Source organism: Compostibacter hankyongensis (assembly GCF_039541075.1).
Classification (GTDB): domain Bacteria; phylum Bacteroidota; class Bacteroidia; order Chitinophagales; family Chitinophagaceae; genus Compostibacter; species Compostibacter hankyongensis.
In genome coordinates, this window is record NZ_BAABFN010000001.1 from 1,057,596 (window position 1) to 1,079,998 (window position 22,403).

The window sequence follows — 22,403 nt, forward strand, 5'->3', positions numbered from 1 at the left end:
AATGACGATTGGAATTTTCCTGGCCTAATGGGAAACTCGAAACCTCAAACCGGAAACGTCGAACTCAGAACTTCGGGCAGACCAGCTTTTTGCGGTTGGGGTCGCGGTGCTGGTGGATATAGATCAGGGATAGCTCCAGTCCGCCTTGGTAATGGGAGGCCGGGCTGAGGTCCGAGATGTTGATGTCGTAGCTCATGCCGGCCTGGAAGCTGCCGACTTCGAGTCCTATATAAGGACTGATGGCATCGTTCCAGCGATACCAGCCGCCGATGTAAAAGATCGTAGGATTGTCTTCCACCTTGTTGACCACCAGGCCCAGCGCCCCACCTGTATTGATCTCCTGTGCACCGCCCTGCTGCATGTATAACGCGCTGGCATATACGCGGACGGCCTCAGACACCACAAAGCCTCCGCCTCCATGCAACGTATAGCGGGCCTTCAGATAGTCGGCCTGCTTCAGAAAAGCCTCGTCCGGTTCGGTGATATGATAATAGGAAGCCCCGAAATACAGGTTGTCTGCTTCCCCGATGGCGGCATTGTAGAGCAGTCCGACATTATAGTCCACATACGAAAGGCTGGTCCGGTTGAAATATTCGCCGCTGGGCAGGGTGGGGTTAAAGCCCATATTGGTCAGCTGGTTCTCAAAAGAGAGCTTCTGCAGATCGAGCCGTTTCTGTGAAAGAGCGATCTGCAGGCCCAGCGCCAGGGTTTGACGTCCTTCTTCATCCAGACCTTTGTGGTAAGCCGTGGAAAGACCAAGGTAATTGCTTCGAAGTCCGCCGCCGCCGGTCTGGTCGTACATGGCCAGCACGCCCACACCCCAGATATCGTTGTAGGCAATGGTGTTTTTCAGAATGTCGAAATCGGCGGAAACCGTTCCGGTTACAAAAGGGGTGGAGAGGGTATACCACTGGTTGCGATAGTTGCCGGCCACGCGGAAATCGCCGTTGAACAAGCCCGTAAATCCCGGGTTCAGGGTGAGGGGAGAGGCGAAAAACTGCGTGAAATGCTGATCCTGTGCCCCTGCGGGACGCACGTTGCAGAGCAGGACGACTGCCGTGAACAGGGGAAGAAGCAATAGGTTACGCATAAGCCCAGGTCGCTGTAACAGCATCTGTTACAGATGAACAGCATCCGGTAAAGTTACGAATCATTGTTGTTTTTTGAGCCCGAAGGCCAGGTCGCCGGCGTCGCCGAGACCCGGAACGATATATCCCTTGTCATTCAGCTGTTCATCTATGTCGCCGGCCCACAGGGTAATTTTTGGAAATGCTTCTTGCACCCGGCGGATGCCTTCCGTCGAAGCCAGCGCACTGACCACATGTATGGCGGCCGGCTGTCCTCCCTCCTTTAACAGGCATTGGAGGGTTTTGACCAGGGAAGCCCCTGTAGCCAGCATGGGATCGGCAAGGATAAGGACGCGGCCGTCCAGCGGTGGGCACGAAAGGTAATCCAGCTGTATATCGAAGGAACCGTCCGCATGGTGTTTGCGGTAAGCGGAGATAAAGGCGTTATCGGCACGGTCGAAATAATGCAGCAGTCCCTGGTGCAGCGGCATCCCGGCCCGCAGAATGGTGGCCAGCACCGGCTGCTGCTCCGGCACAGCGCAGGTAGCCGTGCCCAGAGGGGTCGTCACCGTGGTCTGCCGGTAGGACAAGTGTTTGCTGATCTCGTAAGCAGCGGCTTCACCGATGCGCTCCAGGTTGCGGCGGAACCGCATACGATCGGTTTGGAGCTGCTTGTCGCGGATCTCACCCACCCATACCCCTGCCAGGGAAGGGGTAGCACTGAGGTTAATGACCATGGCTGATTTTTTAACATTTCAAAATACGAATTAATCCGGAACAGGCACAATAGTTGCGCCAAGGCAGAAAAAAGGATCAAAAACCACGGCGGTACTCATATATTCTGTATTTTTAGCCGCGCTTGCCCGATACGTTAGCATATGGATCAACTGTTAGAACTCTTTAAGCACCTGATCAACCCGCAATGGATACTGGAACATGGCGGGTTATGGCTGTTGCTGTTTATCATTTTCGCAGAGACGGGCTTGTTTGTCGGGTTTTTTCTTCCGGGCGATTCGCTGCTTTTTGTCACCGGGATGACCCTGTCTGCCAGTGGACATATTAACGGTCTGAACGTATGGGAGGTTATTGGCGTGATGGCGCTGGCCGGTATAGCAGGCAATTTTGCCGGTTACTGGTTTGGCCGGAAATCGGGGCCCTTGCTCTTTAAGCGGAAAGATTCCCTGCTCTTTAAGAAAAAACATCTGGAAGCTGCGCATGCTTTCTATGAGAAATACGGGGGCGGGGCCATTGTATTTGCCCGCTTTCTGCCTTTTATCCGGACATTTGCTCCCATCGTCGCCGGGGTGGTAAAGATGGAATACAAGAAGTTTATCGTTTACAATATTATCGGCTCCGTAGCCTGGGTCTGCTCCATGATCCTGCTGGGATATTACCTGGGTAAGGCGATCCCCGGCCTGGATGAACACCTGGAGCTGATCGTGCTGGGCATTATCATTATCACCACCGCCCCGGTGCTGCTGCGGTTCTTTCTGGGGAAAAAGAAAAGCCCGGCCGTTCCTCCCATAAATCCATAATTCTTTTCGTAGTCCTGCTGCAGAGGCTCCCTCATAAAAAAGCCCTGCCACACGGAAGTGCGGCAGGGCCTGCAGGTAATCATATCATCAGCGCGTTCAGGCCGGTACCTGGGCATTGTCCAGCACCGACATCACTTCCCGCACATGCTGGGCAGATTCCACGAGCAGGGCCTTTTCGGCTTCGTTGAGCTGCAGCTCGATGATCTGCTCGATACCCTTCTCGCCCAATACTACCGGTACGCCCAGGTATATCTTGTCCAGGCCGTATTCGCCGGTGAGCCAGGCGCAGCAGGGGAATATGCGTTTTTCGTTTTTACAGATGGCTTCCACCATCTGGGCTGCGGCCGCACCGGGAGCATACCAGGCCGAGGTGCCCAGCAGGTTCACGATCTCTCCGCCGCCTTTTTTGGTTCTTTCGATGATAGCGTTCAACTTGTCTTCCGCTACCAGCTCGGTAACGGGAATGCCGCCGACCGTTGTATAGCGGGGCAGGGGGACCATCGTATCGCCGTGGCCGCCCATCAGTACCGCCTGGATATCTTTTGGAGAGCACCCGATCTCATCGGCCAGGAAGGCCTTGTAGCGGGCGGTATCCAGGATGCCGGCCATGCCGAATACGCGGCGGCTGTCCACCTCCGCCGTCAGGTAAGCGCAGTAGGTCATTACGTCCAGCGGGTTGGACACGATCACGATCACCGCGTCGGGAGAGTGTTTGATCACGTTGGCCGTAACCGATTTTACGATGGCGGCATTGGTGGAGATGAGATCATCCCGGCTCATCCCGGGTTTACGGGGCAATCCCGAGGTGATCACCACTACATTGCTGCCGGCGGTGGCGGCATAGTCGTTGGTAATCCCCTTCAGCTTTGTGCTGTAATAATTGATGGGAGCCGTTTCCCACATATCGAGGGCTTTGCCTTCGGATACGCCTTCCTTGATATCAAGCAGCACCACTTCCTGGAGGAAGTCTTTATGAGCCAATACATTGGCACAGGTTGCTCCTACATTTCCTGCACCTACAACCGTTACTTTCATTGTAAAATGTATATTTTAAAACGTTAGAGATGAATTCGCCCTTACAAAAGTAGTCATTTTGACCAGAATCCGGGAAAGGGGAACCGGGTTATTCCGTAGGAGGAGCGGATTTTGGGAAACAAACGGCAATTTTAACAAAGCTTTAGGAAGAAGTTGGAGAGGTCTTATTCCTTTTCGTGCAGGTAGTGCAGCAATGTGTCCACCGGGGCGGTACCTTCGTGGTGAAAGACGATCTTGTTATGCCGGTTATAAATATAGATACCGGGGTAGTTCCGCATATCGTAAAAGAAATTCAGCCGCCGGGTGGAGTCGCTGCCCATATGGATGAGCGGGTATTTCTGGATGCCGTATCCCCGGTAGAAGGCCGTCATTTCGTTATACCGGAAAGGCGTGATCATGATGATCTGGGTGCCTTTGAACTTCTGGATGTTCTTAACGATGTCCTCCGTTTCGTGCATGCAGTGCTCGCAGTCCACGCTGAAAAGAATGATGGCGGTGGGAGTGCGCTTCTGGACGTCCTGGTTGGTGAAAACGCTGCCGTCCGGCTGGGTCATGCTAAAGGGCGGTATCTCGGGGAAGCGCAGGTATACGGGAGGGTGACTGCCGGAGGAAGTCTGGGCCTGTGCCTGCAGGCCTCCTGTAAGCAGGGCTGCCAGTATCGCCGGAAGAATGATTCTTTTTACCATGCCGCGGTTTTGCCCTAAAGATACAACCAATGTGCCAAATAAAAAGATCAGGCGTTGCGCTGCCGGTCTTCTTCCGGCAGGGTAGTGGGCTGCAGGATAGCGCCGGTGACACAGCAGATCATTACCACGATGAGAAAGATGCCGACCGGCCAGTATACAAACAGGAAGATGGTGCCCAGCACCGCGAAGAATGCCGAAGCCCAGTAGAAGTTATGGGCTTTTTTTTCTGCCGGGGTAAAGGTATGATTCGAGGAATCAGACGATTGTGCCATATTCTATATATAGTTGATTGGTAGTAAAAAGCGCCACAAGGTAGCACTTTTTCCGTAGATTCACCGCGTTGTGGGCCGGAACAGACAGAAAAATAATACGATATCCTTGGATTTACCTGCAAAATTTTACTTTTGCAGTTCTTATCTAATGTTTAATTTTAAACGCAAAGCTATATATGGCTACTACTGCAGACATGAGAATGGGTCTTATCCTGAAGCTGAACGGAGAGCTTTTTCAGGTAACGGACTTCGGACAGAACAAAACGGCTCGCGCCGCAGCCAAGGTATGGGCCAAGCTGAAAAGCGTGGAATCGGGCAAGAACATTGAGCATACCTGGAATTCCGGCGATACCATCTTTCCCGTTCGGATAGAAAAGAAGCCTTTTCAATTTCTTTATAAGGACGATGCGATTTATCATTTCATGGATGTGGAAACCTATGAGCAGTTTCCGCTCAATGAAACCATGGTGGACCAACCCAAGTTTTACAAGGACGGACAGGAATGCTTCGTGCTGATCAATACCGAAACGGACCAGCCGATGAGCGTGGAGCTCCCGGACAAGATCGTGCTGAAGGTTACCTATACCGAACCGGGGTTGAGAGGAGACACGGCAACCAAGACCCTCAAACCCGCTACGGTAGAAACTGGAGCTACCGTGATGGTGCCGCTTTTTGTGGATACCGATGAAGTAATCCGGGTAAATTCCCGTACGGGGGAGTATATCGAACGGGTAAAAGAATAAGCTGTCTATTCTCACACATAAATCACACCTATGGATTTTAAACAGATACAGGAGCTGGTAAAGCTGGTCAACAAATCCAACATCAGCGAACTGAGTATCGAGCAGGAAAGTTTTAAGATTACCATAAAGCAGGAAGGAAAGGTAGAATCTCCCACACCGCTGGTGGCTATGCCCGCAGCCGTTCTGCCGCAGCAGATGCCCCAGGCCGCTGCTGCGCCTGTGGCGGCACCTGTCGCCCAGCCTGCCGAACCCGCCGCCCAGCCTGCCGCTTCCAATCTGGTGACCATCAAGTCGCCCATGATCGGTACCTTCTATCGCAGTCCGACGCCGGATAAGCCGGCTTTTGTAAATGTGGGCGACGATGTAGCGGCCGGATCAGTGGTATGTATCATTGAAGCGATGAAGCTGTTTAATGAGATCGAAAGCGAAGTGAGCGGGAAGATTGTCAAGGTGCTGGTGGACGACGCTTCTCCCGTTGAATATGATCAGCCGCTGTTTCTTGTGGAGCCAAACTGATTTGAGCAAAAGGATCAAGTCAACAAACCTGAAAAATGTTCAAAAAAATACTGATCGCCAACCGTGGCGAAATAGCGCTGCGCGTTATCCGTACCTGTAAAGAAATGGGTATAAAAACGGTAGCGGTTTATTCTACGGCGGATAAAGAAAGCCTGCACGTCAAATTTGCCGATGAGGCCGTTTGTATCGGTAAGCCGCAGAGTACGGAATCCTATCTGAATATTCCCCACCTGATGGCGGCGGCCGAGATCACCAATGCGGATGCTATTCATCCGGGCTACGGCTTTCTGGCCGAAAATGCCCGCTTTGCCGAGATATGCGGAGAGCACGGCATCAAATTCATCGGCCCAACTCCCGATATGATCCGGCAGATGGGCGATAAGATGACGGCGAAGGAAACCATGATCCGCGCAGGCGTGCCGGTAATACCGGGCTCCGACGGTCTGCTGGAGAATCTGGACGAGGCGCGTGAGATCGCCCGGGAAATGGGTTACCCCATTATCCTGAAAGCCACCGCCGGCGGCGGCGGCAAGGGCATGCGCGTCGTATGGGAGGAGCGCGCGCTGGAGCACAATTACAATACCGCCAGGGCGGAAGCCAGGGCGGCCTTTAACAACGACGGGATCTACATGGAGAAATTCGTGGAAGAGCCCCGCCATATCGAGATACAGATCGCCGGCGACCAGTTTGGCAAGGTCTGTCACCTTAGCGAACGCGATTGTTCCATCCAGCGCCGCCATCAGAAGCTGGTAGAGGAATCGCCTTCTCCCTTTATGACGACGGCTCTCCGGAAAAAAATGGGAGAGGCGGCCATAAAGGCAGCTTCGGCCATTAATTACGAAAGTGTGGGTACGATAGAATTTCTGGTGGACAAGCACCGGAATTTTTATTTTATGGAAATGAATACCCGCATCCAGGTGGAGCACGGGGTTACCGAAGAGGTGATCAATTTCGACCTGGTGAAGGAGCAGATCAAAATTGCCGCAGGCATCCCCATCACGGGAAAGAACTACCTGCCGGAGATGCATGCCATCGAATGCCGGATCAATGCGGAGGACCCGTTTAACGACTTCCGCCCTTCCCCGGGCCGGATCAACGTCCTGCATATACCCGGCGGCCACGGTGTGCGGGTGGACTCTCATATCTACGCCGGCTATGCCATTCCCCCGTATTACGACTCCATGGTGGCCAAGATCATCACGGTGGCGCAGACCCGCGAAGAGGCCATCGATACCATGGACCGCGCGCTGAGCGAATTTGTCATCGAGGGAATCAAAACCACCATTCCCTTCCACCAGCAGCTTATGCGGAACGAAGATTTCCGGAAGGGTAATTTTACGACCAAGTTTACCGAAACCTTTAAGCTGGAGCCCGAGCCCCAGATCCCCTAAGGGAAGGTGAAGGGTTAAAGGTAAAGGGTGAAAGGCATATTTTAAGTTTAAAGTTCAAGATCTAAAGTTTTATTCCAGGCAAATTAACTTTAGACCTCAAACTCTAGACTTCCGGAACCAGAAATCAGAAACTTCAAACCGGAAATCAGAAACCTCAAACCCGGAAACCAGGAACTGGAAATTGAAAAAGCCCCGATGGATATCAGGGCTTTTTTTACACCAAAACAATTATTGATTAGCGCAAGAAGAGCAGTTCTCTGTATTTCGGCAGCACCCAGTATTTGTCTTCTACCAGGAACTCCAGCTTATCGCAGTGGTAGCGGATCACGTCGAAGTACGGCTTGATCTTGTCGCAGTACTGAATAGCTCTTTCGCGGCTGTCTTCCACCTTGTTGGCCACCTTGCGGGCTCCGATCATATCCTCCACGTTGGTCCGGATCACGTTGATATGTTCCGATATCTTGGCCAGAATGGCTTTCTGAGCGGTATAGGTAGACTCGTCCATGCCCACTTCCTTGAGCCCCCGGATATTGGCGATGAGCTCGTTCTGGTATTTGATGGCAGACGGCAGGATATGATTGGTGCACAGATCGCCGATCACCCGGGCTTCGATCTGAACTTTCTTCACGTAGTCTTCCAGCAATATCTCATGACGGGCGTGCAGCTCCTTGTCGGTATAGATGCCCAGGGTCTTGAACAGCTGCAGGGAAGATTTGGCGAGCAGCGCATCCAGGGCATAAGGCGTGGTCTTCACATTGGGCAGGCCGCGTTTTTCGGCTTCGGCGGTCCAGTCGTCGCTGTAGCCGTCGCCTTCAAAAAGCACCTTGCGGGAAGCCACGATATACTGCTGCAGGATCTGCAGGATGGCGATCTCTTTCTTTTCTCCTTTTTCGATCAGGGTGTCTACTTCCTTTTTGAACTTGATCAGGGTGTCGGCCACGATGCTGTTCACGATGGTCATCGCGGAGGCGCAGTTGGCGGAAGAGCCTACTGCCCGGAACTCAAACTTGTTTCCGGTAAAGGCAAAAGGAGAAGTACGGTTGCGGTCCGTATTGTCCAGCAGCAGCTCGGGGATATGACGGTGCAGATCCAGCTTCAGGATGGCTTCATCCTGCTCGTCGAACTTATTGTCTACCCGGGTCTCTATTTCCTGCAATACCTGGCTCAGGTAATGACCCACGAAGACCGAGATGATAGCGGGAGGCGCTTCGTTGGCGCCCAACCGGAAGTCGTTCCCCGGAGAGGCGATGGCCGCTCTCAGCAGGGGGGCATGATCATGTACCGCCTTGATGGTGTTGACGAAGAAGGTCAGGAACATGAGGTTGGTCTTCGGCGTTTTGCCGGGAGCCAGCAGGTTTACACCCGTATCGGTGGCCATGCTCCAGTTGTTGTGCTTGCCGGAGCCGTTGATGCGGGCGAAAGGCTTTTCGTGCAGCAGCGCCTTAAGCTTATGCCGCTTGGCTACCTTGCTCATGACATCCATGAGCAGGGTGTTGTGGTCTACGGCCAGGTTCACTTCTTCGAAGATAGGAGCGCACTCGTACTGTGCGGGGGCTACCTCGTTATGACGGGTACGCAGGGGAATGCCCAGCTTATAGGCTTCTTCCTCAAAATCGCGCATAAAAGCGTAGGCGCGTTCGGGGATGGAGCCGAAATAATGATCTTCCAGCTGCTGTCCCTTTGCGGGGGCGTGACCTACTACCGTACGGCCGCACATCACCAGGTCGGGGCGGGCATTGGCCAGTCCTTCGTCCACCAGAAAGTATTCCTGCTCCCAGCCGAGGGTGGCGGTAACCTTGGTCACGTTTTTGTCGAAGTAACGGCATACGTCGGTGGCGGCCTGATCCAGCGCGGACAGCGCCTTCATCAGGGGCGCCTTATAATCCAGCGACTCTCCGGTGTAGGATACGAAGATGGTCGGGATACACAAGGTCTTGCCGTAGCCCAGGTCCATGATAAAAGCCGGCGAGGAAGGATCCCAGGCGGTATAGCCGCGTGCTTCAAAGGTGGCGCGCAGGCCGCCGCTGGGGAAGCTGGAGGCGTCGGGCTCCTGCTGTACCAGCGCGTCTCCGTCGAACTGTTCGATGGAGCTGCCGTCGCTTTTTATGGTAAAAAAGGAATCGTGTTTTTCTGCGGTAGTGCCGGTAAGCGGCTGGAACCAGTGGGTGTAGTGGGTAACGCCTTTGTTCTCTGCCCAGGCTTTCATGCCGGCTGCGATCTGGTCCGCCATCTTGCGTTCCGTTTTGGCGCCGGTCCGCACTGAGTTCATCAGGCTTTTGTAAGCCTCATCGCTCAGGTACTCGCGCATGACCTTGCCGGAGAAAACATTGCTACCAAATATTTCGGTAATTCTTTTGTGGCCATTCTTTGCCTCCGGAGCAGGAGGAAGATGACTCAGGTGATCCAGGGCGGAAAATCGCAGTGATAACATAGATTGAAATTTTTTGCAAAAAAACATTATAATCCGGTAAGATGCAAATTTTTTTGAGCGATTAAAAGAAATTTAGGCTTTTTTCATTTTGAAAGCTGGTTTATTGGTGATTTTTCTATTTGAAACTATGTCGATCTCTGATAAAAATAGATATTAAAAAAATAATAATGTCAATTCGGATACGGATATGCTATTATATTATGTCGATCCTGCTGTTGCCCGCCCCTTTATTTTAGCTGTGTCCGAATTTATTACCTTTGCGTCTCAATCATCATTTCCACCAAACCGGTCTTTATCCAGCATGCAGATCACCGTAGACACCGCCCTGCAACTCGGGCTGAACGAAGCAGAATTTGAACAGATAAAATCCATCCTGGGACGTACGCCCAATTTTACCGAACTGAGCATGTACTCGGTGATGTGGAGTGAGCACTGCAGCTATAAAAACTCCATTGCCTGGCTGAAGACGCTTCCCCGGGAGGGTGCGCGTCTGCTGGTGAAAGCCGGTGAGGAAAATGCCGGCCTGGTGGACATCGGAGACGGCTATGCCTGTGTTTTCAAGATAGAATCGCATAATCATCCTTCCGCCATTGAACCTTTCCAGGGCGCCGCTACCGGCGTCGGCGGCATACACCGCGATATCTTTACCATGGGCGCCCGCCCCGTGGCTGCGCTCAATTCGCTGCGTTTCGGAAGTCTGGAGGACCCCAAGACACGTCACCTGCTGGAAGGCATCGTACAGGGTATCGGTCATTACGGCAACTGCTTCGGGGTGCCTACCGTAGGCGGCGAGGTGTATTTTGAAGGATGTTATAATACCAATCCCCTGGTGAACGCCATGAGCGTAGGGGTAGTAAAGGTAGGGCAAACCGTTTCCGCTACGGCGCACGGCGCGGGTAATCCTGTGTTTATCGTAGGATCCGACACCGGAAAAGACGGTATGGGCGGAGCTTCTTTTGCATCTGCCGATATTACCGAAGACAGCGCTGAAGACCTGCCGGCCGTGCAGGTGGGAGATCCCTTCCAGGAGAAAAAGCTGCTGGAGGCCTGCCTGGAGCTGGTCCCCACCGGAGCGCTGATCGGCATGCAGGATATGGGGGCCGCCGGCATCACCTGCTCCACCGCGGAAATGAGCGCCAAAGGCGAGCACGGCATGCGCATCGACCTGGACAAGGTGCCGGCCCGGCAGGAGGGGATGAAAGCCTGGGAAATGCTGCTGAGCGAAAGCCAGGAACGGATGCTCATCGTGGTAAAGAAAGGACGTGAAAAAGAAGCCCTCCGGATATTTGAAAAATGGGACCTGAACTGTGTACAGATCGGGGAGGTGACCCGTGAGCCCCTGCTGCGGTTTTACCGGTACGGGGAGCTGGAGGCGGAGGTACCCGCCGAGAGCCTGGTGCTGGGCGGCGGTGCACCGGTATATCAGCGCGATTACCGGGAGCCGGCCTACCTGCAGCAGATAAGGGCTTTTTCGGCTGGTTCGGTACCCGTGCCCGCTGACCTCAGGTCCGTAGCAGAGCAGCTGGTGCAGCTGCCGGCCATTGCCTCCAAGCGGTGGATCTATACCCAGTACGACAGTATGGTAGGTACGGGCAATGCCAGCACCAATGCGCCTTCGGATGCCGCCGTATCTCTGGTAAAAGGTACCGAAAAGGCCCTGGCCATGACCACGGATTGCAATGGCTATTACGTATATGCGGATCCGTATAAAGGCGCCCAGATCGCCGTGGCAGAGGCTGCCCGTAATATCGTGTGCAGCGGCGGCACGCCGGTAGCCATCACCAACTGCCTGAACTTTGGCAATCCCTACGATCCCGAAGTGTATTACCAGTTCGTGCAGGCCATCAAAGGAATGGGCGATGCCTGTACCAAATTCGATACTCCCGTTACCGGCGGTAACGTCAGCTTTTATAACCAGTCGCCCGACGGACCGGTATATCCCACTCCGGTGATCGGCATGGTCGGGGTGCTGGACCGCATGGAGCGGCGCATGACGCTCGATTTTAAACAGGCGGGCGACGTCATTTACCTGCTGGGGCAGAGCCGCGACGATATTGCCGGCAGCATGTACCTCCGGAAGATAGCCGGCATGGCTTTCAGTCCGGCTCCGCATTTCAACCTGGATGAAGAATATAACCTGCAGCAGATGACCGCCACGCTCATCCGTGCCGGGGTGCTGCAGTCCGTACATGATGTAAGCGACGGCGGTCTGCTGGTGACGTTGCTGGAAAGCGCCATGCCGCGGGAGCTGGGCTTTTCCCTGCAAACAGACCCCGCTGTACGGGCAGACGCCTTTTTGTTTGGTGAAGCGCAGAGCCGCATTGTGGTGTCGGTACAGCCGGAGCAGGCGCAGCGGCTGGAGCAGCTGCTGGCCGGTATGGTCTGGTCGCGTCTCGGCGAGGTAACCGGCAACGGCCGGCTGCTGGTGGATCAGGCGGACTGGGGAAGCATCGGCGACTGGAAGGAGCAATATGATACGGCGCTGGAACGGAAGGTCTCCGGTTTCTGAGTCTACGTTGATTTGATGATTTGAAAATTTGGAGATTTGATGATGAAGCCATCAGCACATCATCAGATCAGCACATCATCAAATCCTTAAATGCCCTTCACCTTTCACCCTTCGCCTTTCACCGTTATTCCCCCTTTAGGGGGCTGGGGGTCACCTTTCACCCGTTAAAGGAGGCCTGGGATCCGACTGCAGCCGCCGGATGCTGCGGCTGTAATAAAGCATCAGCCGCCATCTTTCTCCCCACGAAAAGGGAAGCCGCAGCAGTTTCCGGAAGAACAGCCGCCGGGCTTGCCGGTGCCGCCGCCGCTCTTCCTGCGGGCTGAAAGTCTGTACGCTGCTCGGGAGGCTCTTCCGCCACTTGTAGCTGATGCGGAGGGCGCTTTCCATCCAGGCCCTGCCCGGCTGTCCCTCCGAAAAATGTTCCAGCAGCAGGTCATAGATCACCCGTACCCGGTAATGCTGCCCTACCTGCAGTGAAAAGTCGGTATCATATCCATGGAAGCCTTGCAGCAGCGCCTCATCAAAAGGGTGTTTTTCCCAGACGGCTTTCGGGCTGGCCATAAAAACGCCGTCCACCGTTACCACGTCCAGGTAATCTCCGGAGCAGCCGTCCGGCTTTTCAGTATGTGTGAATTTTTCCCGGGAAGAAAAGCGGTGGCCCTGCACGATATTTATCCCGCGCAGTTCTTTGAATACAGACCAGGAAGAAGGGATTATACTTTTGTAACAACCTCCCGCCACGCCCACGAGACCCGCTCCTTCCTCCTGCAGGTGGCGGGTAACGGTTTTCCCCCAGTCTGCCGTCAGGAAACGGACATCTTCGTGCACAAAACAAAGAAAGGGATAGCGGCTGGCCGCCGCGCCTGTGTTATAGGCTTTGGTGAGACTGTACCCTTTTTCCCGGTTGCGGATCACGACCAGCTCAAAGGGTACCCCGATGGTCTGCCCGATATTGGCGCTTACGGCCTGCAGCAGGCCGTCGTCAATGGAGCAGATGATGACCGAGATCATGGGCCCGGCGCTCAGGCCGCATCTTTACCGTGACAGTGCTTGTATTTCTTGCCGCTTCCGCAGGGGCAGGGATCGTTTCTGCCCACTTTGGGCGCCACCCTGACGGGTTCCTGCCGTACCGGCTCTGCATTGTCATAATATTCTTCTTCCTCTCCGCCCCCTGCCGCAGCATAGGATTCCTTGCGGGTTTTCATCCGGCTCATATCGGTTTTCTGCTCGCGCCCTTCCCGGATCTGCTCCTGGGAATTGTCCTGCGTTACCGGAATGCTGGCTTTGCAAAGGAAAGACACGATCTCCTTGTTGGTTTCAGAGACCATGCTCCGGAACAGGTTAAAGGCTTCCATCTTGTAGATCACCAGCGGATCCTTTTGTTCGTAGACGGCGCTTTGTACCGATTGCTTCAGATCGTCCATGGCCCGCAGGTGCTCTTTCCAGGCCTCGTCGATAAAGGCCAGGGTAACGGTTTTCTCCAGTGAGCTGGTCAGCTCCCGGCCTTCGGAGTCGATGATCTTTTTCAGACCGGACAATACATTCAGCCCTTTGATGCCATCGGTGAAGGGCACGGAAATGTTTTCGATGCGGCTGCCCTGTTCCTTGTATATGCGGGAGATGACCGGGAGGGTCTGTTCGGCCAGTCCCTCTGCCTTGCGGTTGTAGGATTCGCGGGCCTCTTCATAGAGCTGCGCCGCCAGGTCCTGCGGCTGCTGCTTTTCCAGCTGTTCGGCCGTGATGGTCGTATCTACGCCCAGGTCCACGATGGCGGCCAGCTTGAAGCCTTCGTGGTCGCCCTGCTCTTTGTAGCTGACCACGAGATTTTCGGCTACATCGTAAAAGGCATTGTCGATATCTACGGCAAGCCGTTCGCCAAACAGGGCATGTTCTCTGCGCGCGTAGATGACGGTACGTTGCTTGTTCATCACGTCGTCGTATTCGAGCAGGCGTTTGCGGATACCGAAGTTATTTTCTTCCACCTTCTTCTGCGCGCGTTCGATGGACCGGGAGATCATGCTGTGCTGGATCACCTCGCCTTCCTTGTGACCCATGCGGTCCATGAGGGAGGCGATGCGTTCGGAGCCGAACATGCGCATCAGGTCGTCTTCCAGCGATACAAAAAACTGGGAGGAGCCGGGATCGCCCTGGCGGCCGGCACGGCCGCGGAGCTGGTTGTCTACCCGGCGGCTTTCATGGCGTTCGGTGCCGATGATGGCCAGCCCGCCTGCATCCTTCACACCGGCTCCCAGCTTGATATCCGTACCGCGGCCGGCCATATTGGTGGCAATGGTGACATTGCCGCCGATGCCCGCTTCTGCCACGATCTGGGCTTCCCGCTGGTGCTGTTTGGCATTCAATACATTGTGGGATATCTTTTTCTGCGTGAGCATGCGGCTGAGCAGCTCGGAGATTTCCACCGAGGTGGTGCCTACCAGCACCGGTCTGCCGGCTTCCTGGAGCGCCACGATCTCGTCGATGACGGCTTTGTATTTTTCGCGCTTGGTTTTGTATACCAGGTCGTTGGAGTCATTACGGACCACAGGGAGATTGGTGGGGATGGTGACCACATCCAGCTTGTAGATCTCCCAGAACTCGCCGGCTTCGGTCTGGGCCGTACCGGTCATGCCGGCCAGCTTGTGGTACATCCTGAAATAGTTCTGCAGGGTCACCGTGGCAAAGGTCTGGGTGGCGGCTTCCACCTTTACGTTTTCCTTGGCTTCGATGGCCTGGTGCAGCCCGTCGGAGTAGCGCCGGCCTTCGAGCACGCGGCCCGTCTGCTCGTCCACGATCTTGACCTTGCCGTCCACTACGATGTATTCCACGTCTTTTTCAAACAGCGTGTACGCTTTAAGCAGCTGCTGTACGGAATGGATCCGCTCGCTTTTTACGGCAAAATCCTTGAGCAGCTCATCCTTGCGGCGCATCTTTTCTTCGGGGCTGTCTTCGGATTTTTCGATCTCGGCGATCTCGGCCCCCACATCGGGCATGATAAAGAAGTTGGGGTCTTCCCCGCTGGCGGTGATCAGGTGTATGCCTTTGTCGGTGAGGTCTACCGTGTTATTCTTTTCGTCGATGACAAAGAAAAGCTCTTCATCCACCTTGGGCATGTCCTTCTGCTGGTCGCCCATATAGCGGTTCTCCGCCTTTTGCTGAACGACCTTCATGCCGGGTTCGCTGAGGAATTTGATGAGGGCGCTGTTTTTGGGCAGCCCGCGGAAGGCGCGGTAAAGGGCCAGCCCCCCGGTATTGGGATCGTCTTTGCCTTCGGCGATCAGCTTCTTGGCGTCGTTCAGCGCGCTGAGCACTACCTTTTTCTGGGCCTCCGCCAGCCGCTGAATGCGGGGTTTTAAGGCCAGGAACTCCTGTTCTTCCCCGCGGGGTACAGGACCGGAAATGATCAGGGGGGTCCGGGCATCGTCGATCAGGACGCTGTCCACCTCATCCACCATGGCGTAATGGTGCTTGCGCTGCACCATTTCATCGGCATTGTGCACCATATTATCGCGCAGGTAATCAAATCCGAATTCGTTGTTGGTGCCGTAGGTGATATCTGCCAGATAGGCATTTCTGCGGGCTGCGGAGTGCGGTTCGTACTTGTCGATGCAGTCCACGGTGAGCCCGAGGAATTCAAAGATCGGGGCATTCCATTCCTGGTCGCGCCGGGCCAGGTAGTCGTTTACCGTGACAATATGCACGCCTTCCCCGGCCAGGGCGTTCAGATAAGCCGGCAGGGTGGATACCAGTGTTTTTCCTTCCCCGGTGGCCATTTCCGCGATCTTGCCCTCATGCAGCACGGTACCGCCGATCAGCTGTACATCGTAATGGAGCATGTTCCAGGTGACCTGGCCGCCGGCCGCTGTCCAGGAATTTTTGTAGGAGACCGTATCGCCGTTGACCTGGATGTATTCTTTGCTGACCGCCAGCTTGCGGTCAAGCTCGGTGGCATTTGCTGTCAGCTCGGTGTTGTCGCGGAACCGCCGGGCGGTTTCTTTGACCACGGCAAAGGCTTCGGGGAGCAGCTCCTTGAGGATGGCTTCTATCTGTTCATTGCGCGTTTCCGACAGTTTATCCGCTTCCGCATAGATCGCTTCTTTCTGTACGATTTCCGAATCGGGAAGCTTCTCCGCCTCTTCCTTCTTGGCGGCAATGGCGGCATCGGTATCCGCCAGATGCTGTTTTATACGTTCGCGGAACTCCTGCGTTTTTTGCCGGAGCTCGTCGTTGGACAGGCCGGCAAGCGGTTCGAAGACCGCATTGATACGGGCTACCATGGGCGCGACGTTTTTGATATCCCGCTCCGATTTATTTCCGCCAAACAGCTTCGTGAGTACGCCGATCATGATCTGTAATATTCAGTTAATAAATTAATGCAGTTACTTTGTTCGTCCGATGGCGAATATCTGCCTCATTTCAAACAAGCCATTAAACCATCTGCCCCGGTTGACATCCAACAGCCGGTTTTTCCGCTGCCGGACCTTGTGCCGGCATCCGCTGCAACGCAGCCGCTGGTAAGGGCACGTGGCAAGGCCGGACCATCCTGCTTTCCCGGCAAATAATGTGCACTTTTGTAAAGTGTGCCAGGATGGCAGTGGACGAACCGAACAAAGTTAGCAAATATAAGAAAGCTTCGGCGTGGAGATACCTGCCGTTTATCCTTTTTTTCTTGTATGGGAGCCGGGTAAATGTTTTTTTTGTTGCGGTGTAAACCGGGAACCGCAGAGGATCAGGGGATTGAAGCCGAACATACGGATCAGTAATTACAGGTTATGCGTTTTTTGTTTACGATTTTGATCATCTGCTGCTGTTGTGCAGGGGGATATGCCCAGAGCGTTCCGGCAGCGAAGAAGGGAACCGTAAAGGGAGTGGTGCTGGACGAAAGCGGGCAGCAGGGGCTTCCCTATGCTACCATACAGCTGTGGCGGATGGCGGATTCAGCCGTAGCGGGAGGCGCCCATACCATGGCTACGGGCGCTTTTACAGTAGGCGGGTTGCCCGCCGGCAAATATTATCTCCGGGTCAGCTATCTGGGATATCAGGCCATGGATACCATCGTGGCCCTCAGTACCGGCAGCCTCTCGGCGGATTTGGGAAAAGTAGTGCTGAGCACAGCCGCCCGCACCCTTCAGTCGATTGATATCGTAGGCAACCGTCCCCCCATGCAGGTAAAAGGCGACACCGTAAGCTTTAATCCTACCGCCTACAAGACCGAGCCGGATGAAACGGCCGAGGATCTGATCGCGAAAATTCCGGCCCTGCAGACCGACGACCAGGGCAATATCAAATCCCAGGGGGATAATATCGTAAAGGTGCTGGTAGACGGAAAGCCGTTCTACGAGGGCAACTCCAAGGATGCGCTGAAGATGATCCCAGCTTCCATCCTGGACCGCATAGAGGTGATGAACGATCCCGATATGGAATACGACGCCTCCGATCCGGAAAAGCCGAGGGTGCTGAACCTGGTGATCAAAAAAGACCAGAAGCGGGGACATTTTGTCACCGCACACGGCAGCGCAGGCAACCGCGGGCAGGCCGAAGGCAACGGCCGGGTGAACCTCATCCGCGGCGAAAGCATGACGGCCATCCGCGGTGGCGGCAACAAGGGAGTGCAGGACAGCTATAACTACAACCTGAATCCTTATTACCGGAATTATGTAAACGAGAAGTTTAGCTACCGGGTCGGGCTGAATTATTCGCATACGCAGAACGAGAGCTTTGGCAGCACCCGCAAGCAGAACTTTTTTTCGGATACCTCTTATTTCGTAAACGAATCCAGCACCAGCCAGGGGGAGAATAACGGATATGGCCTTGGCGGCGGTTTTGAATACAACCCGACCAAACAGATGCGCATCCGCTTTTCCCAGTCCTTCAACCTGGGCCGGAGCGAGAATGGCAGCTATAACACCTATACCTATACGGACGCGCTGGATTCGCTGCTTACCCAGGGCAACCGCAGCAATACCGCGGAAAACAAGAGCGGCGGGGCCAATTCCAGCCTTAACTTTATCTACCGGTTTAAAAAGCCGGGGCGGCGCCTGGAGGCCAACCTCGCCTATAATTATAATACCGGCAACAATACGAGCACCATATATGCTCTCCGGCATGACCTGAAGGCGGGTACCGGCACCGATACCACAGACCAGACCAAGCTGCGGGAGACAAATAACAAGGGCGTGGATTTCCGGGCCAACTATGTTACGCCTTTCCTCAGCAAAAACTCCAGTCTGAACCTGGGCTATCACGTCTCGGCGGGAAATAACCTGAACGATAACTCTTCCTATGACAACGAAGCCTCCGGGCTGGTTTTCGACTCCGTGCTGAGCAATCAGTACCGGAACCACGACTACAGCCATAACCTGTCTGCGGATTATGCCATCCATCTGAATGATTTCAGATACTGGGGAGGCGTCTCTTATCAGTATATCCTGACCCGCGGATTCAATTTCCTCAAAGACAGCAATTACGTCTCCACCCGATACAGCCTGTACCCCCGCGCAGGAGTACGTTATGATTTTGACGAGCACAATGACATTATCCTACATTACAGCGGCAGCCTCCGGCCGCCGAGCTTTGAACAGCTGCAGCCCACGATAGACAATACGGATCCGCAGCATATCCGGAAAGGCAATCCCGGGCTCAGTCCGGAATTTTCGAGCAGGATCCGCCTGCACTTCAAGCGTTATAACCCCGTTAGCATGAATTCTCTCAGCGTGCGGATGGCGTATAACCTGAACCGTAATCAGATACAGAATATAAACTCGTACGACACCACTACCGGCGTAGTCACTACCCAGCCGGAGAACATTCCCTCCAATTACGGACTGGACGGGGATGTGGATTATGTGGTCACGCTGAGCGACAAGTCTTCCATCAACCTGCATACCGATGTGTCGTATAACAGCTTTGTGCAGCGGTACAACCAGACGGATTACAGCAGCAGCATCGACGCCAACACGGGCAACATCACGCTGCAACAGGAGATGGATGGCAACCTGCGGCTGAACGGAGGATTTAAATTTTATATCAACGTAAAGGATATCCTTTTTCTTTCCGGTGGGATGAACGTGGATTATTCCACTTTTACCGCGGATGTGATGCTCAAGGACGGCAGCGCTCCCCCCTCTCCGGATCTGCAGTATTACGATCTGCACAGCAGGCTGAGCAGCGAGATAGAGCTGCCCTGGGATATAAAATATGGTATCTATGCCGGTTTTTCCAAGCAGAGCAATGTCAGCGACAACACCCTGGACGGGTACAACCTGCTGGTCCTGAACTCGGCCATTACCAAAAGGCTGTTTAATAAAAAGGGCGCAATATCCCTGCGGGTCAATGATATCACCAACAGCATCGCGAAGCGGAATGCCGTCATCGACCCGGATTTTGCCAAAAACTCCCCCTTTGCAGACCTTACCCGTTATTACACCCTCAGCTTTAATTATACCATCAATAAGCTGGGCGGCAAATGGAAAAAAAGGATAGAAGAGGAGCAGGACCGGGACTAAAAGACCTCTCCGGAAAAATTCAGCTTGCTTTATTAAAATAGGCGGACTATCTTTAAAATCTCTTGTTGTTTTAACGCTTATTCCATCATCATTACGAAAAAAGAAATTTATGGAACAAGGTATCCAGCCCAAAAAACTGTTTTTTACCAGCTGTCTCGCGCTGATCGTTACCGCGATGACCTTCGCTATCCGCGCCGAGATCGTCACCATCTGGGGCGCCGACTACCAGCTTACCGGAAAAGAGCTGGGGCTTATTGCCGGTACGGCCTTCTGGGGCTTTACGCTGGCGCAGATATTCGGTGGTCCGCTGATCGATCTTATCGGCATGAAGCGGATACTCACCATTGCCTTTATCGGTCATATCCTGGGCGTCATTGTTACCATCTTTTCAGCTTCCTTCTGGCCGCTGTTTCTGGGTACGCTGCTGATCGGCATCGCCAACGGAGCGGTGGAAGCAGCCTGTAATCCCCTGGTGACCACCATCTATTCCAATTCCAAGACCAAAATGCTCAACCGCTTCCACATGTGGTTTCCCGGCGGAAACGTCATCGGCGGGCTGGTGGCCTATTTTATGGTGGAAGAGCTGCACCTGAGCTGGCAGCTGCTGATGGGCCTGCTGCTGGTGCCTACCCTGATATACGGGATTATCTTTTTCTCCATGAAGTTTCCGCAGACCGAGCGGGTGGCATCCGGTGTCAGCTATAAGGGTATGTTAAAGGCCTGCGTAGGTCCCCTGTTCATCTTTATGGTGATCTGTATGCTGCTTACGGCATCCACGGAGCTGGGTACCGGCCAGTGGATCAATGCCCTGCTGGGCCAGGTGGGCGTTCCGGCCATCCTTTTGCTGGTATTTATAAACGGCATCATGGCCATCGGACGTCTGTTCGCCGGTCCGGTGGTTCACCGTCTGAATCCTCCCGGAATGCTGCTGCTGTCTGCTATTATTGCCGCCCTCGGACTCTTCTGGCTGAGTAAAGCGGACGGCTATACGACATTTGCCGCTGCTTTTGTTTTTGCCGTAGGGGTATGTTATTTTTGGCCTACTATGCTGGGCTTTGTTTCTGAATACATCCCGCAGACCGGAGCGCTCGGGCTGAATATCATGGGTGGAGCCGGAATGCTTTCCGTAGCCATAGCGCTGCCCTTTATGGGTGCCTGGTACGACCAGCATAAGGCGGATGCCCTGCAACAGGGTGCGGCGCAGGTGGCTGCCGAACTGCAGGCCGGCCGGCATACGCTGCAGAATGTGGCGGTGCTGCCGCTGATCCTGATCGTGGCCTTTACCTTCCTTTTCCTGGCTTACCGCCGCAAACCGCGGGTAGTGCTCAGTAAGGAACCGCTGGCCACGGAGCTGCCGCAGGCTTAATAAAACGGAATATATATTATGACGAACAGAAAACTCAGAATGGGTATGGTCGGCGGTGGTAAAGGCGCCTTTATCGGCGCCGTGCATCGCATCGCGGCCAACATCGACGGGCAGATCGAGCTGGTGGCCGGCGCCTTCAGCAGTAACCCCGCCCGGTCGAAGGAAACGGGAGAGGAGCTGTATCTCTCGCCGGAACGTGTATATGGCTCCTACGAAGAAATGATCCGCAGGGAAAAAGAGCTGCCGGAAGGAGAGCGCATCGATTTTGTATCCATCGTTACTCCCAACCACCTCCATTTCGGACCGGCGAAGCTGGCCCTGGAAAACGGCTTTCATGTCGTGCTGGACAAGCCGATGACCTTTTCGCTTGCGGAAGCGCTCGAGCTGCAGCAGGTGGTGGAGCGCACGGGGCTGCTGCTCTGCCTTACCCACACCTATACCGGCTATCCCATGGTGAAGGAGGCGCGGCAGCGCGTGGCTTCCGGCGCCCTGGGAAAGATCCGGAAAATCTATGTGGAATATCCCCAGGGCTGGCTGAGCGCCCCGCTGGAGGCTTCCGGCAACAAGCAGGCCGGCTGGCGTACCGACCCCGCCCGCAGCGGCATCGCCGGCAGCATGGGGGATATCGGCACGCATGCCGCCAACCTGGCGGAATATGTCAGTGGTCTGAAAATAACCCGGCTTTGTGCGGATATCAATATTGTGGTTCCGGGCCGGCAGCTGGACGACGACGGGGGCGTGCTGCTGAAATTCGACAACGGCGCCAGCGGCGTGCTGATGGCCTCGCAGATCGCGACAGGAGAGGAAAACTGCATCAAGGTACGGGTCTACGGTGAAAAAGGCGGGCTGGAATGGAAGCAGGACGACGCCAATACGCTGCTGGTGAAATGGCCGGATAAGCCTGCGGAGATTGTCCGTACCGGCGGACCGGGGCTGTCTGCCCTGGCTGTGCACAATACCCGCACACCTGCCGGTCACCCGGAAGGGTACCTGGAAGCCTTTGCCAACCTTTACCGGAATTTTGCGCTGTGTGTACGTGCAAAGTCAAACGGCATAACTCCCGAACCGGAATGGCTGGACTTTCCGGGAGTGGAAGAGGGCGTAGAGGGTATGCTGTTTATCGAAAAGGTGATCGAGTCCGGCAAGTCGGAGCAGAAGTGGATTGACCTGTGAAGCCGGCGGTCAGGAGCGTTCCTGATATATAAAACCTAAACGGACGGATAAAGCCGGGCGCGATCCAAAGGGGCGTGTCCGGCCATTTATAAAGACAAATAGTAACAGATGAAACCGAGCATGACAATACTTTCTCACACAGGGAAATGTTAATATATGCGAGGTTCCATCCGACCA

Annotated in this window: 16 protein-coding genes; 8 read left to right on the forward strand and 8 right to left on the reverse strand. The window is 54.5% G+C overall.

Annotation, left to right across the window (positions count from 1 at the left end):
- Positions 1 to 64: 64 nt before the first annotated feature.
- Entirely contained in the window at positions 65 to 1,090 is a 1,026-nt protein-coding gene (locus ABD851_RS04445; protein WP_344975962.1) for a PorP/SprF family type IX secretion system membrane protein, read from the reverse strand.
- A 60-nt stretch (positions 1,091 to 1,150) separates the two neighbouring features.
- On the reverse strand, positions 1,151 to 1,804 hold the full coding sequence (gene upp / locus ABD851_RS04450; RefSeq protein ID WP_344975965.1) for a uracil phosphoribosyltransferase: 654 nt from the start codon (positions 1,802 to 1,804) through the stop codon (positions 1,151 to 1,153).
- A 141-nt stretch (positions 1,805 to 1,945) separates the two neighbouring features.
- Here upp and ABD851_RS04455 point away from each other — a divergent pair, with 141 nt between their 5' ends.
- Positions 1,946 to 2,602: a DedA family protein gene (locus ABD851_RS04455; RefSeq protein WP_344975968.1), complete on the forward strand. Its 657-nt coding sequence runs from the start codon at positions 1,946 to 1,948 to the stop codon at positions 2,600 to 2,602.
- Between the two features lie 96 nt (positions 2,603 to 2,698).
- Here ABD851_RS04455 and mdh read toward each other — a convergent pair whose 3' ends face one another.
- The 3 genes from mdh to ABD851_RS04470 form a co-directional block, all read right to left on the reverse strand.
- The gene (gene mdh / locus ABD851_RS04460) at positions 2,699 to 3,637 is read right to left on the reverse strand and encodes a malate dehydrogenase (RefSeq protein ID WP_344975971.1); all 939 of its coding nucleotides are present in this window, start codon (positions 3,635 to 3,637) and stop codon (positions 2,699 to 2,701) included.
- 164 nt (positions 3,638 to 3,801) lie between these two features.
- Positions 3,802 to 4,323 (reverse strand): peroxiredoxin family protein, encoded by a 522-nt coding sequence (locus ABD851_RS04465; RefSeq protein ID WP_344975974.1) that lies wholly within the window; start codon positions 4,321 to 4,323, stop codon positions 3,802 to 3,804.
- A 47-nt stretch (positions 4,324 to 4,370) separates the two neighbouring features.
- On the reverse strand, positions 4,371 to 4,595 hold the full coding sequence (locus ABD851_RS04470; RefSeq protein WP_344975977.1) for a hypothetical protein: 225 nt from the start codon (positions 4,593 to 4,595) through the stop codon (positions 4,371 to 4,373).
- Positions 4,596 to 4,771: 176 nt separating this feature from the next.
- Here ABD851_RS04470 and efp point away from each other — a divergent pair, with 176 nt between their 5' ends.
- The 3 genes from efp to accC are packed head-to-tail and all read left to right on the forward strand — an operon-like array spanning position 4,772 to position 7,245.
- Entirely contained in the window at positions 4,772 to 5,338 is a 567-nt protein-coding gene (efp, locus tag ABD851_RS04475) for an elongation factor P (RefSeq protein WP_344975980.1), read from the forward strand.
- A gap of 30 nt (positions 5,339 to 5,368) precedes the next feature.
- The gene (accB, locus tag ABD851_RS04480; RefSeq protein WP_344975982.1) at positions 5,369 to 5,854 is read left to right on the forward strand and encodes an acetyl-CoA carboxylase biotin carboxyl carrier protein; all 486 of its coding nucleotides are present in this window, start codon (positions 5,369 to 5,371) and stop codon (positions 5,852 to 5,854) included.
- A gap of 35 nt (positions 5,855 to 5,889) precedes the next feature.
- Entirely contained in the window at positions 5,890 to 7,245 is a 1,356-nt protein-coding gene (gene accC, locus ABD851_RS04485) for an acetyl-CoA carboxylase biotin carboxylase subunit (RefSeq protein ID WP_344975985.1), read from the forward strand.
- Between the two features lie 235 nt (positions 7,246 to 7,480).
- Here the strand turns inward: accC and ABD851_RS04490 are convergent, their stop codons facing one another.
- Complete coding sequence (locus ABD851_RS04490; protein ID WP_344975988.1) at positions 7,481 to 9,676, reverse strand: glutamine synthetase III family protein; 2,196 nt, start codon at positions 9,674 to 9,676, stop codon at positions 7,481 to 7,483.
- Between the two features lie 301 nt (positions 9,677 to 9,977).
- Here ABD851_RS04490 and purL point away from each other — a divergent pair, with 301 nt between their 5' ends.
- Positions 9,978 to 12,185, forward strand: a complete 2,208-nt coding sequence (purL, locus tag ABD851_RS04495) for a phosphoribosylformylglycinamidine synthase subunit PurL (protein ID WP_344975991.1) — start codon at positions 9,978 to 9,980, stop codon at positions 12,183 to 12,185.
- A 150-nt stretch (positions 12,186 to 12,335) separates the two neighbouring features.
- Here purL and ABD851_RS04500 read toward each other — a convergent pair whose 3' ends face one another.
- A complete protein-coding gene (locus ABD851_RS04500) occupies positions 12,336 to 13,196 on the reverse strand; it encodes a glycosyltransferase (RefSeq protein WP_344975995.1) in 861 nt (286 codons plus the stop codon).
- Positions 13,197 to 13,207: 11 nt separating this feature from the next.
- Positions 13,208 to 16,528, reverse strand: coding sequence for a preprotein translocase subunit SecA (gene secA / locus ABD851_RS04505; RefSeq protein ID WP_344975998.1), 3,321 nt, complete (start codon positions 16,526 to 16,528; stop codon positions 13,208 to 13,210).
- Between the two features lie 426 nt (positions 16,529 to 16,954).
- On the opposite strand from secA, the gene ABD851_RS04510 reads away from it, so the two are divergent.
- The 3 genes from ABD851_RS04510 to ABD851_RS04520 all read left to right on the forward strand — a co-directional run bounded on the left by ABD851_RS04510 (position 16,955) and on the right by ABD851_RS04520 (position 22,226).
- Positions 16,955 to 19,687: an outer membrane beta-barrel protein gene (locus tag ABD851_RS04510; protein WP_344976001.1), complete on the forward strand. Its 2,733-nt coding sequence runs from the start codon at positions 16,955 to 16,957 to the stop codon at positions 19,685 to 19,687.
- A 109-nt stretch (positions 19,688 to 19,796) separates the two neighbouring features.
- On the forward strand, positions 19,797 to 21,053 hold the full coding sequence (locus ABD851_RS04515; protein WP_344976005.1) for an MFS transporter: 1,257 nt from the start codon (positions 19,797 to 19,799) through the stop codon (positions 21,051 to 21,053).
- An 18-nt stretch (positions 21,054 to 21,071) separates the two neighbouring features.
- On the forward strand, positions 21,072 to 22,226 hold the full coding sequence (locus ABD851_RS04520) for a Gfo/Idh/MocA family protein (protein ID WP_344976008.1): 1,155 nt from the start codon (positions 21,072 to 21,074) through the stop codon (positions 22,224 to 22,226).
- Positions 22,227 to 22,403: the final 177 nt, after the last annotated feature.